Source organism: Reichenbachiella agariperforans, assembly GCF_900142205.1.
GTDB classification, from domain to species: Bacteria; Bacteroidota; Bacteroidia; order Cytophagales; family Cyclobacteriaceae; genus Reichenbachiella; species Reichenbachiella agariperforans.
This window is the reverse complement of the sequence record NZ_FRAA01000004.1, coordinates 328108-341466: the sequence shown is the minus strand read 5'-3', so window position 1 is coordinate 341466 and position 13359 is coordinate 328108. Positions and strand designations below refer to the sequence as shown.

Annotated in this window: 9 protein-coding genes; 6 read left to right on the top strand and 3 right to left on the bottom strand. The window is 42.0% G+C overall.

The features are described 5' to 3' along the window. Window positions 1-381: 381 nt before the first annotated feature. Entirely contained in the window at window positions 382-2061 is a 1680-nt protein-coding gene (locus BUB99_RS12650) for a polysaccharide lyase family 7 protein (RefSeq protein ID WP_317041716.1), read from the bottom strand. Window positions 2062-2429: 368 nt separating this feature from the next. Here BUB99_RS12650 and BUB99_RS12645 point away from each other — a divergent pair, with 368 nt between their 5' ends. From BUB99_RS12645 to BUB99_RS12620, 6 genes are all read left to right on the top strand, one after another. Then, entirely contained in the window at window positions 2430-3173 is a 744-nt protein-coding gene (locus BUB99_RS12645; RefSeq protein WP_073122880.1) for a FadR/GntR family transcriptional regulator, read from the top strand. Window positions 3174-3720: 547 nt separating this feature from the next. Next, window positions 3721-5898: a heparinase II/III domain-containing protein gene (locus tag BUB99_RS12640; protein ID WP_245816836.1), complete on the top strand. Its 2178-nt coding sequence runs from the start codon at window positions 3721-3723 to the stop codon at window positions 5896-5898. A 43-nt stretch (window positions 5899-5941) separates the two neighbouring features. Continuing rightward, the gene (locus BUB99_RS12635) at window positions 5942-6313 is read left to right on the top strand and encodes a cupin domain-containing protein (protein ID WP_073122878.1); all 372 of its coding nucleotides are present in this window, start codon (window positions 5942-5944) and stop codon (window positions 6311-6313) included. A 73-nt stretch (window positions 6314-6386) separates the two neighbouring features. Further along, window positions 6387-7652, top strand: coding sequence for an MFS transporter (locus BUB99_RS12630; RefSeq protein ID WP_073122877.1), 1266 nt, complete (start codon window positions 6387-6389; stop codon window positions 7650-7652). 26 nt (window positions 7653-7678) lie between these two features. After that, entirely contained in the window at window positions 7679-8440 is a 762-nt protein-coding gene (locus tag BUB99_RS12625) for an SDR family NAD(P)-dependent oxidoreductase (protein ID WP_221406447.1), read from the top strand. Window positions 8441-8634: 194 nt separating this feature from the next. Next, window positions 8635-9654, top strand: a complete 1020-nt coding sequence (locus BUB99_RS12620) for a sugar kinase (RefSeq protein WP_073122875.1) — start codon at window positions 8635-8637, stop codon at window positions 9652-9654. A 572-nt stretch (window positions 9655-10226) separates the two neighbouring features. On the opposite strand, the gene BUB99_RS12615 is transcribed toward BUB99_RS12620, so the two are convergent. Continuing rightward, complete coding sequence (locus BUB99_RS12615; protein WP_185117034.1) at window positions 10227-11072, bottom strand: PKD domain-containing protein; 846 nt, start codon at window positions 11070-11072, stop codon at window positions 10227-10229. A 368-nt stretch (window positions 11073-11440) separates the two neighbouring features. Further along, window positions 11441-12889 carry a polysaccharide lyase family 7 protein gene (locus tag BUB99_RS20230; protein ID WP_073122873.1) on the bottom strand — a complete coding sequence of 483 codons (1449 nt, stop codon included), beginning with the start codon at window positions 12887-12889 and terminating at the stop codon, window positions 11441-11443. Window positions 12890-13359 lie beyond the last annotated feature (470 nt).

The window sequence follows — 13359 nt, the reverse complement described above, 5'->3', positions numbered from 1 at the left end:
TTGTAGGGTGAAAGGGGGATGATTTCCTCTAAATTGTAATGGTACATTTTTTAAACGCTCTACATGTCATAAAGCTAAGAAATCAACATTATGAAGACAATTGGGATCAGTCTGTAAAGTTGGGGGGATAAACTTGATAGACAGGTTCGATATTTTTATTCCAATCATTCAAATTAACCTCAAGGACTTATAAGGGATGGTTATTCACGAAAAATAATCATGAATTTCGAACAATGAATCTTGAATCACGAAGTAATCCTCGATCTCTCCTCAGAAATACGGATTGATCCGACAATTGTAGGGGTAATCTAACAATGGAGAAAGAAAAAGCGGACTCATCTGAGTCCGCTTTTTCTTTCTTTCTATTCCTCCACGTTTGTTTTAGTGGCTCACATAGAAGTCGTATACTAAGACCTCCCCATAGTTGTTTGGATTGTCAGTTTCGCTGCCTTCTTTATCTGCGTTACTTTGCGTGTAGTTACCGATTTTGAAATAGGCTTCTCCATAGCTCTTGTCCATCACGTAATTGTTGTTGCCATCTTTCACTAGATAGTTGGATGCGTTTCCATTGGCGTAAGCACTTGCTAGATTACCATCTTCGCTATAGTAGCAATAGTGCTTACCATCGATTACCTCGAAGATGACTTCATGTACTGTACCTAATGAGTAGTTGGTGGAGACTGTGATATCATCTCTCAGTTTGCCTCCGTTGAAGCTTAGGAATAAGTGAGAACCTTCTAGTCTCAATACCATTGCGTCATCGATACCATCAGATTTATTTCCGTGGATTTGCGTGGCAACAAGGTGATCTTTGACGATAGGTAAATGTGTGATCGCTTGTTTCGAGTACACTACGTGCGTACCTGAAGTCGTCCAGTATATGTCAGAGCTTCCAGATTCGGTTCTTTCTCTCAACTCAGACCGGATATAATCCGAATTAGGGGTAGATCCGTTGTTGCTTCTGATCGGAACTCTAAACACGATTGCATTTTGATCATCATTCACATAAAAATACTCATTGTTGCTTTCGTTGCACAGCGTTTTGTCTTCTTCACCATTAGGGTAAGTGATTTTCCATTGGTTGCAGTTGTCCATTAGATCAGATGGTACATCTGCTGAGCCAGGATCAGTCGGATCTACTGGATCTACAGGATCAGTACCTCCGTCTTGTGCTTCGCCGTAGATTTCTACTTCGGTGATACTGTTCCAAGTGTTCGAGCTATTGCCGAGACCTGTGATCCGGATGTAGCGAACCTCCGTTGCATCGAAGTTGTAGGTCTCTAGGTTATTGGAGCTACCGCTGGATGAACCAGAATATACTTCTGTGAGCGATGAAGTGCTGTTGCCTACTCGAATCTTGAAGGTAGAGCTACGTTGGTCACCTTTGTACCATGCTGCTTTGACACTACTGACGGTTTGAGAAGAACCGAGATCATAGGTGATATACTGGCCGGATCCATTCGCTGACCACCTAGTGTCTAAATCTCCGTCAAGGGTATTTGTTGGGACATTGCCGTCGTCTGCGGAGGCTGATACACTGCTAACTGACAACTTACCTTCCGTTGGTTCTGCAGGGTCAGTGCTACCAGCGCCTTCTATCAACTCGAAATCATCGAACCGCCCTGTGCCTCCGTTGTAGGCTGCGTAGATCGTGATGCTCGTACTGGAACCACTATTGAAACTAACGGTTACTTGTGTCCAGTCGTTATAGTCTCCGCCATCGCTATAATTCGTGCCACCTACATTTGCACCAATCGTGCCTGCTTCGAGTATATATGCTGATAGCGTATAGTCGGTATTGGTATTTACAGTCAGGGTTTGTTCTACTTTACCACCACTCCCGGTGATTTTAGCAGATTTGGAACCATTGTGTGAATCTCCAGAAGTCGCTGATGGATCTGTATCGGCCCATCCCGTCCAGTTGCTTTCGAATCCTGGGTTAGTAATGTTTACCAGATCACCTGCTGCTGATAATGCGTTAGATAAACGGATGTCTGGCTCTGCCATATTCTCGTCACATGACTGTGTAGAAAACAGAAGTGCTGAGGCTATTACGGCCATTGAGGAAACCTTAGTTGCGTGTTTCCATCCTACATAAAAATAGTCTTTCATCATAAATGCTTTAAAAGTGGAAAATTTAATAGTAATCATGTCGGTCAACCTATTGATTGGATAATCAATTATTGGTTGTCCAAAAGCAATTACGTTAGAATATTTATTATTTCAAAATATAGGAATGGTTGTAACAGTCTTTAAATAAGTGTTTTATATAAAATTTATGTCTTGTTTAGTGTTTTAACGCAGAAAATTTTGTGATAAAAAAGCATGTATTTTTTTCAAATCCATAAAAATATGGAGGGATTAATTTGCATCCTGATCAAAAATACATAAATTGGTCAACCAATTAATAAGAGTCAAGAAAACATCGAATGGAATTACTGAATAACTTTAAACAGATCGTCATAGAAACGCCGGTCGACAAGATTATCAATCAGATCAAGGAGTTGATTACGTCTGGACAATTGAAGCCTGGAGATAAACTCCCGCCAGAGAGAAAATTATGTGAGGCATTGGGCGTGGGGAGGTCTCATGTCAGAGATGCTATTAAGAAATTGGAGTTCTATGGTATCCTAAAAACGCTACCACAAAGCGGGACTGTAGTGGCAGGTCTAGGAATGACTGCTCTAGAAGGCTTGATTACGGATGTACTCAGGTTAGAAGTTAAGGACTTTAGATCTCTCGTGGAGACCAGAGTTATATTAGAAACCAATGCTGCTGCGCTAGCTGCTCAGAATAGAACTGAGGAGGATTTGGCGGGTATAGAGGCGGCTTTGCTAGCTTATAAAAATAAGAAAGCAGCGTCTGTCTATGCAGTGGACGAAGATTTGATGTTTCACTTGAAAATAGCTGAAGCAAGTAAGAACTCGGTGCTGAAATCGCTCATGTTGGTGATTACGCCAGATATACTTACCAATTATAACGAATTAGATGCCTGTGGTGACGGGAGATCAGTATCTGCCCTAGAAGAGCATGAGCTTATCTTGTTTCACATCAAGGAAAAAAATATAGAAGGAGCTACTCAGGCTATGCGTGCCCATTTAAGTGACATTTTGGATTTCTCAAATACGCTTCAAGTGGAGGATTTTAATCGTAGTAACGGAAAAAAGAGATAAAGGAATATGGCGTAAAAACGAATTAAAAGAAGAATGGATTAACCAAGGGCTAATCCATTCAGGGGAAAATCTTACCAATTAAAATATCAATTTGGTCGTCGGTATTGTCATTGTGTTCGATTAACCACTATTTACAAAGATAGGCAAGATATCTAAAATTTTAGCTATGTCTTTTTCCCCTCCCAAATGCTCTCTTTCAGAATCATTTTTGACTCTAATTGGCAAGAAAAGAGAGCCTAATCAGGCTTCTATTGTAGAAGCAGTACTCAAATTTATTAATTGTATGTACAGCGTGGTGCTGTGAGTTGATGTACTTGATGTTCCACTATTGTACAGTTTTAGGAGTATTTGGATGATATGCCTAGCGTGAGCTGTGTCCAATTGTCAAATATGGCAACTCTAACCTAAGAATTTTAAGACACTTACTATTAAAAGAAGAATGGTGAAGATAGCATTAGTGATATATCGTACTAGTTTAATTAGTTGTTTGAATTTGTTGTTTTTATGCTCGATCGTATCATGCGATTCGGAGCATAAAACAACAACTTTGAAACACAAAAGTATCTTGTTTACAGCGGCATCTTTGTCCACTGTGCAAGAACAGTATAGTAGTGTCCAGCTGTTTCAGCAGTCTATGGATCAGGCGATCAAAGAGGTAGATGCTCAGATCGCTAATGGTATCGAAGTGCCTATCCCCAAAGATCTAGCAGGAGGGTATACTCATGAGCGTCACAAGCTCAACTATCTAACTATGCAACGAGCTGGAAAGCTCTATAGGGTTACAGGAGAGGAGAAGTATGCTGTCTATGTGCATGATATGTTGCGTGAGTATGCTGAGATGTTTCCCACACTGGACAGACACCCTAGCGAAAAATCTTATTCACGAGGCAAGCTATTCTGGCAGTGTCTCAATGATGCCAACTGGCTCGTATATGCTAGTCAGGCGTATGATTGCATCTATGATCGTTTGAATGCAGACGAAAAGGCGTTTTTAGAGACCAATCTTTTTAGACCTTATGCTAATTTCCTATCTATAGAAACACCACAATTCTTTAATAGAATACATAACCACAGTACATGGGCCAACGCAGGTGTAGGGATGATTGGGTTGGTGATGAATGACACTGTATTGGTCAAGCGTGCGCTCTATGGTCTAGAGGAGGATGGGCTGGATACCGCCGCAAAAGACAATGATGGTGGCTCGATCAAAGAAGAAGGGCAAGAGCGGGCTGGTTTTTTGGCGCAGATGGATTTGTTGTTTTCTCCTGATGGTTTTTATGCGGAGGGACCTTATTACCAGCGCTATGCTATTTATCCGTTTATGGTGTTTGCTGCGAGTTTGCAAAATGCTAGACCTGATCTGAAAATATTTGAGCATCGAGATGGAATCTTATCCAAAGCAGTGTATGCGCTGCTAAACCTAACAGATAGCAATGGGGAGTTTTACCCGATCAATGACGCGCAGAAGGGAATGTCCTACTATTCTCGTGAGTTGGTATCGGCAGTGGATATTATCTATCATTTTGGAGATCAAAATCCTGAACTGCTCTCGATCGCTGAGAAGCAAGGGCGTGTATTGCTAGACGTGACGGGCTTTAGTGTGGCAGAGGCAATCAGCCAAGGTAAAACACAGGCATTTGTACCTAAGTCTATGGAACTCAAGGATGGAGCTGATGGATCCGAAGGTGGACTAGCAATATTGCGCATGAATCATACTGGAGGAGATCTCAACGCAGTATTTAAATACACTGCACAAGGGATGGGACATGGACACTACGACAAATTATCTTACTCACTTTTCGAAAACGGTGAAGAGGTACTACAAGATTATGGTGTCTCTCGTTTCGTCAACATCGAACAAAAAAATGGAGGAGGATACCTCAAAGAAAACAAGACTTTTGCCAAGCAAACCGTAGCGCATAACACGGTAGTCGTGAACCAAACGACTAACTATGGTGCTGACATAGATGTGGCGAACAAACGACACTCGGATAGGTTCTTCTTTGATGCTTCTAAGAAGAATATTCAAATCGCTAGCGCAAAGGATACAGGGGCTTATGATGGCGTGAGGATGCAACGTACGATTGCGTTGATAGCAGATTCGTCATTCGCTAAGCCATTACTCGTAGATGTGTTTGATATCGATTCGGACGAGATCAATACTTATGATCTGCCCTGCTATTATTTTGGTCAGTTGCTATTGGCTAACATGGTCTATGAGACACGTGCTACACTAGCACCTATGGGGGATCAATTTGGCTATCAGCACCTCTGGGAAGTGGCCAAAGCTGATAAGTTGCCCAATCAGACGAAGGTGACTTGGATGAACAACCAGCAGTTCTATTCATGGACTGCCTCGACGGACACTTCGGATGAGTTTCTTTTTGGCCGTATAGGCGCTAATGATCCCAAGTTCAATTTGAGGGCAGATCCGATGTTTATGCTGAGGAGAAAGGCCGATCATGCTGTATTTGCTTCGGTATTGGAGTCACATGGTAGCTACTCTGCGGTGAGCGAGCTGTCTGAGGATGCATTTTCGAAAGTAACGGGTATAGATGTGATCTATCAATCTGATGATTATACAGCAGTACAGATCAGACATGAGGGTGGTACACTGCAACTGGTGCTTTGTCGCAACGATAGTGCTGCTGATCAGTCACATGAAATAACAATAGAATCTAAAAAAGTGTCTTGGACCGGAGCGTATGACTATCAGGTCATGTAAGCGTAGTGTTTAAGGATCATTAACAGGAAAACAAAAGGATATTATGAAGCGATTTAGTGAGAAATTTATTTTAACTGATAAGATGGAGTGGGAAGAACTAGGTGGAGGAGTCTCTCGCAAGTTCTTGGGATTTGACAATCAGATCATGATGGTACAAGTGAAGTTCGAAAAGGGGGCTGAAGGTACACCACATGCTCATTTTCATACTCAATCAACCTACTGTGCTTCGGGCAAGTTTGAATTTACCATAGATGGTGAAAAGCAGATTGTCAAAGGAGGAGATGGTGTTTACATCGAGCCTAATTTATTGCATGGAGCCATCTGTCTCGAAGCAGGTATTCTTATTGATGTTTTCAGCCCAGTGAGAGAGGATTTTCTTGAGGGTGGGGAAGTATCATATTTTGGAAAAAAATAGAAAGTAGCTCTTCGGTTCTGACATGTTTCTTACAGATATGGATGATACCAAGGAGCTTTGAAAAGCAGAGATTATGAAAGTGAAAGGACTAAGGTGGTGGATCATCATATTGATTTTTTTGGCCACTGTGATCAATTATATAGACAGAACGGCCATTAGTGTGATGTGGCCTGGGATATCTGAGGAACTAGGGTTTACCAAGCATCATTATTCTATCATGCTAAACGTATTCATGGTAGCCTATGCGATCGGTCAATCTGTTTCGGGACGGATGTTTGACAAAATCGGTACACGAATGGGTTATGTGGTCAGTATCATGGCGTGGGGGATTTCCACGGCGATGCATGCTTTGGCTTCAGGGTTGTTGTCGTTTGGGGTGTTTCGAGTGATGCTCGGTGTGTCAGAGGCAGGTAACTGGCCTGGGGCGGTTAAGAGTAATGCAGAGTGGTTTCCTGCGAAGGAGAGGGCTATGGCACAGGGGATCTTTAATGCTGGAGCCTCTATGGGGTCTGTGATAGCACCGCCATTGATTGCGATGCTCTACCTCGGATTTGGATGGAGAGTCACTTTTGTGATTGTAGGTAGTTTGGTGTTTTTGTGGGTTATTCCATGGTTGATCATCAACAAGGCATCACCTAAAAAACACCCTTGGATTACTTCAGAGGAGCAGGAGCATATTTTGTCTGATCAACCAGTAGAGACTAGAGACGAGGATGAGAAGGCATTGTCATTGAGAGAAATCTTGTCGCATAAAGAAGCGTGGTCTGTACCGGCATCTCGTTTTTTCTTGGAGCCACTGTGGTGGTTGTTTGCGGGATGGATGCCTATTTATTTGGCTGATACCTATGGTTTTGATGTCAAAGAAATCGGAATGTTTGCTTGGGTACCCTATGTAGGAGCTGCCATAGGTAGTATGTCTGGAGGGTGGTTTGCGGGCAAGTTGATTGCACAAGGCAAAGGAGTAGACAAAGCACGTAAAACGACGATTTCGATTGGTGCTGTGTTGATGTTCTTGGGGTTGTTGGCTACTATTTTTATTGCCAATACGCCAGAAAAATTTGTAGGGATTGTTGCAGTGGTCCTTTTCGGCTTCCAGTTTTCGATTAGCAATGTCCAGACTATACCGAGTGATTTGCTCAGTGGAAAATCTGTGGGGGCATTGGCTGGTTTTGGAGGAACAGTCGGTCTGTTTTGTGTGATTGGAATGAATTTTCTCATCCCGTTTATTACAGAGACGTCTTATACGCCTGCTTTCGTGATCATCGGTGCATTCGTGCCCTTGAGTGTGATCGCAATATTTGTCCTTTGTAAGGAGATCAAAAGAATAGAAATAAAATAGAACTAGATATTAAAATTAATACAATTATGAAGTCAGAAGGTAAAGTAGCCGTAGTGACAGGAGCTACAGGTGGAATCGGTTTTGCAGTAGCAAAAAGATTAGGAAAAGAGGGATATACTGTTGTTTTGAATGGTATTGAAGAAGAAAAAGGAGCGGAAAGAGTAAAAGAGCTTGAGGCAGAAGGAATCACTGCGGAGTACGTTGGGTTTGATGTGACTAGTGATGAAGCTGTCACTGAAAACATCACCAAAATTGGTGAAAAGTACGGTAAAATTGACCTATTGGTTAACAATGCAGGTGGTCTAGGTGGAAGATCTAGATTTGAGGAAATGACTACTGAGTTTTACAGATCTGTTATGGCTTTGAATTTGGATTCGGTGTTTTTTGCATCAAGAGCGGCCATTCCTTTCCTCAAAAAAGGAAAAAATGCGTCGATTATCAACTATACATCAAACGCTGGATGGAACGCAGGTGGACCTGGAGCAGGTGTCTATGGTACGTCTAAAGCAGGAGTACACGCAATTACGAGAGCACTTGCAAAAGATTTGGCAGAATATGGAATTAGAGTGAACGCAGTATCTCCTGGTACGATTGACACACCATTCCATGCTCAAATCAAAGCGACTAAGCCTGAAGTGTTCGCTTCATGGAAAAACAACATTTTGTTGGGACGAATTGGTGAGCCAGAAGAGGTTGCTTCTGTTGTAGCTTTCTTAGGCAGTGACGATGCTTCTTTCATCACGGCTGAGACGATCCAAATCGGTGGAGGTCAAGCTTTAGGAATTTAAGGAATGTAATCGAATCGGGCGAGTCGGCTTGATTCAACAAAGATCGTTTTCTTAAAGAATCGAAATATTTAGGAAGCGTGTCCTACCTGCCGCTGGTAGGTAGGACGTTTTTTTTGAATAGTATTGGGTGTTCAAGGAAGAGAATTTTGTTTTTCTCAGTCTTAATTTTGGACTCGAATTAAAACTAAAGTCAGATGTCAAAGAAAAGAGTAATCACGTTTGGAGAATTGTTGATGCGTTTGGATGTACCGAATCAGGCACGGTTCGAACAGGCCAATGCCTTCAAAGCGTCCTATGGTGGGACAGAGGCCAACGTGGCAGTCAACTTGACCAAGATGGGGATGCCTTCAAAGTTCGTCACTGTTTTGCCAGACAATGATCTCGGAAGAGCGGCGCGTGGACACATGCAAAAATCCGGTGTGGATGTATCGGATGTACTTATGCAGGGTAGACGCCTAGGACTCTACTTTCATGAGACGGGTACCATGCTGCGCTCTAGCAACGTGATCTACGATCGTGAGCAGTCTGCATTTGCGGAAGCCAAACCTGGGGATTTTGATTGGAAAGAGATACTCAAAGGGTATGATTGGTTGCACTGGTCTGGGGTGACACCTGCTGTTAGTGAGCAGGCGTACAATTTGCTCTTGGAAGCGATCAAAGAAGCGCGAGCACTAGGGATGACGATCTCTGTAGATCTCAATATCCGAAAGAAACTGTGGAACTGGGGTAGAAAACCCAACGAAGTACTGCCTGAATTGATCGAGGAGTGCGATATCTTGCTTGGCAATGAGGAACATATCAAGGAACTATTTGGAATCGAAGAATGTCCGTATGACTTGCGGTCTAGTACTGCGCATCTCGGTGAGGTGTTGACGAGTCGTTTTACCAATCTCAAAAATGTGGTGGTGACGTGGCGTAGAACCATCAGTGCGAGCCACAACAAGATCTCTGCGGCTATATTTGACGAGCACAACGTCTACGAAGGTAGAGTGATTGATATTCCAGATATTTTGGATAGAGTGGGCAGTGGTGATGCACTGACCTCTGGGATCATCTATGGGTTGATCCAATTCGAACATGATCTATACAAAACCATCGACTATGCCATCGCTTGTTCTGCGATGAAACATACCATACCGGGAGACCTGAATCTCGCCACGAGCCAAGAAATTATGGCTATTGTAGATGGAGATAATCAGGGTGTAAAGAGATAATAGACCTGGCGCGGCGATCTAGGTGGTCTTTACGGGTCAGGTAGTGTCAAAACAAAGATTTCTATTTATTCAGTCAATATTTTTTAAAGAGAGCAAGCGGTTGCTCTCTTTTTTTGTGGTATCTAGCTGAATCATAGTAAGCTACTATAACGCTCGTTTTCACGAGTTAAATCACATAGGGAAAATCTAAACGATTCCACAGATTCGCTTTTAAAGCATGCATTCCAAAGGAAAAGTCAACTGTCTTTTCAAGTCAGTATCAATTTGCATAACGCTTTAGATTTTTACGCTGCACTGTGAAATGACAAAAGCAAGAGGTAATGTGTGGGAGGTCTCACTCTCCCTTACGACATTTCAATGGTTCCGTTTTTCAAAAAGGTTAGCGTTCGAATTGTCAGAAATGGCTTTAGTACTTTTGTTGAGCCTTTTTCAGAACCGAATTTAGGTTGTTAGTAATGAGTGGGTTTGGTTTGTGGTTGTTTACGTTGGGGTTGAGTTTTGATTAAATATTGGGTATAAAAAAAGGCTTGAGAAACTCTCAAGCCTTTTGTAAACGAGATACAATTTATTTCTTACTGAATAGTAATTGTAACATTATCAATCCAAGTTTCTGCGTCACCATTAGCATTAGGGTCTACACTCTTCATGAAGAACAGTAGCTCTTCGGTCTCCGCAGTGAACTGCATAGTGTAAGTCTGGAAGTTAGCCTTAGCTGCATCAGCATAACTCACTACTGTTACAGAAGTGTATGTGTTATCTGCTGTGATCTCAGTCTCTGAATGGATGTCGCCTTTCAATAACCAAGCCGTTACTTTGTCAATTGCAGGTACATCTACTGACTCAGTAGAGGCACGGAAGCTTACTTCGTATGTTGCGCCTGGTACTACAGTGATTTTCTGATAAGCACCTCTCAATGGATCGTTGAATTTGATACCGTTTGTTTTGGTACCGTCCTCTAGCTTCTCTCCATCACTAGTCATACCACCACATCTGAATGCATCGTCATCCCAAGCATGTTCTGCAGGTAGTTCCCACTCATCATTGTTTGTTTGGTAGATGTCTTTCAGTACATCTGATTCGTAACCTGCTTCATCAAAGGTCCCATTTCTGAATGACGCCTCTGGGATCACGATTTCTACAGTGTTGGTCGCTTCGCTAGTTGTACCGTCCTCACCTGTCACGGTTAAAGTAACGTTATAAGATCCAGGAGACGCGTAGGTATGGATTACATTCTGATCAGTAGAACCTTCAGAATCATCACCGAAATTCCATGCGTAGCTAGCTGCTCCTGTGGAAGCGTTGATGAAGGTAACTTCAAATACATCTACTTCAGCACTGAATGCTGCTGCTGGAGGTAATGCTGGCTCATCACTGCCACTTTCTTCGCCACATGATGTTGCAAATACTAGTACACTCATAGCAAATAGTGATGCTAGAAATCCTCTAGTGAAAAAGGCTGCCACCTTGTTTTTAGTTAGAAATGTTTGTTTCATAATCATTCTTAATTTTAATAGTTTATAAAATAGTCTTGCTTTTCCAATCTTGAATGGTGTTCCAAAAATTGGTATACCAATATAGTCTGTTCTTGTGGTTAATCCAAAATAATTATCATTATTGGTTCAAAATATCTTCTTTAATGTCTTTAAATAGTGTTTTTATCAACCTGTCATTGTTTTGGTATATCAAAAATTGAATAACCAAAAATGATTTTGGACACATGGAACCTTGACGTAAGTCTTATTACATCAATAAATTCTATTTTGGTTAACTCAATTAATTGTCTCTATTACAGGAGTTCCATGTCGTAGATTACGACTTCTGCGAGTTGATCGGGATCTTCATCAGGAGAACTCTTTCCGTTGCATTGGTTTTGAGCACTGGATTGAGAGTAGCACCCTGCTTTGAAGTAACAGTTTTTCAAGGTTTTGTCCCAGATCAGTTTGTTCTCACCGTTGTAGTTGACGATCACTTGGTTGTTTTGTGCTATTATTTCAAGTTCAAAAATCTCCCCCAAGGTATAATCTAGATCTAACGCTACGACTTGTTTACTGTTTTCGTAAAAACAGGCGAGGTAGCCAGTGTAATCATCAGGGTCACCTTCCTGAGTAATAGTGCCTACGCAAGGGTCATCGGTGCTCCGCGTGTATTTCCCTGGGCTATTTCCAGTATACCGTATCAATATCTGGTCGTCACCATTGTGTATTTGTCCTGCTACGACCTGCGGTTTTTGTGTAGGGGCTTTGGTGATAGCTTGGCGCAGATACATGCGGTGCATGGTACTGCCTTCATTGCTCCAGTCATTGTTACCACTTCTGTTGTACTCGCGTAGCTCTGTTCTGGGGTAATAGGTGCCACTTGATGTTCTTGCTCCTCCACAGTTGGTGGCAAATTTGACACCTATGTCTTTACCAGCATCGTCCTGTACTGTTTCGAAAAATCCATAAGTACTTTCTGAATAGGTCAATAGTTCGTCAGGCTTAATCTCGAGTGCATCGCCTGGTTGGTTGTCTGTGACGTATTCTCCACTTTTGCTCAGGGGTAATGTTAGTTTCCATAGTCCACGCATGTGTAGTACCGAGTGTGGAGTGCCCGTACCGTCTTCGTCTTGATGTACTGTGACGATGTATTCTTGAGTTGAACCATCCTCTGCAGTGACAGTATAGGTGATTGGGTTGCTAAAATCCTGTGTCACGCCTGATTCTGGAGAGATACTTGCTTTTTCTGAGATTACTAGTGTCGGTGTGAGTGCACTTTGACTAGATTGATAAGGAACCCACGCGTGTACTTCTTGATACTTATTATCCACGGCACCTGGTACCGTTGGATCTAGATCTTCGAATGTGAATGATATAATCTCTTTGCTGTCACTGAGTGGAGCAGCTTCTTTGCTGACAGTTACTGAATATGTATGGCTAGTGCCATCCTCTGCTGTTACAGTATAGTCTACCGAGGAACTGAAGTTTTGACTAGTTCCTGACTCGGGAGAGACCGTAGCTTTGTCTGATATGGTGATGCTAGGCGTTAAAGCGGTCACATCTGTATCGAAGGGTACGGTTAGGTCTATCATGTTATCAGTGATGACCCCATCTACCTCTGGATCTAGCTCTTCTAGTACAAAGGTTTCTATTTGTTTTGCGTCGTTTAATAATGCTTCGGGTTGCTCATCTTCCTTACATCCACTCCATATTAACGCTAGGAGGCTCCATGAGCCCAATAGTAGTAAATACTGCTTCATAATCGTTCTTTTTTCTTTAGTCTTCTTCTCGAATGAGTAAAACAAACCTAAGTAATAATTGATCCATAATCAATTGGATCACTAAGTAAAACACAATTGGTTTACCAATTGTGTTTTGTAACGACATCTATTCCAAATGGAAAACCTGTCTATTTGTAATAGATACTGCGCTTGAGAATGATTGGGGGAGTTGTTGGAAAATGTTTTGAATTGGAATTCAGCTTGTTGTAAGAGGTTTTGTAGTGTTTGAGTTGTTTCTAGGCCAAGCTTTGCTAGCTTGGAAACTGGCTATTTTATGTGGACACTTGTTTTTGTGCTATTCTCTGGGCTGTCCTACTATATGACTTTATAGGGACTACTCAGTGCTATTTTTTGTCTCAGTTTTCTCATCTCAGATAATATGCCTATATTGGTTGACCAATTTTTGGGTTTCCAGAAGTTGGGCATGAAAGAGATTATAAAGACTAGAC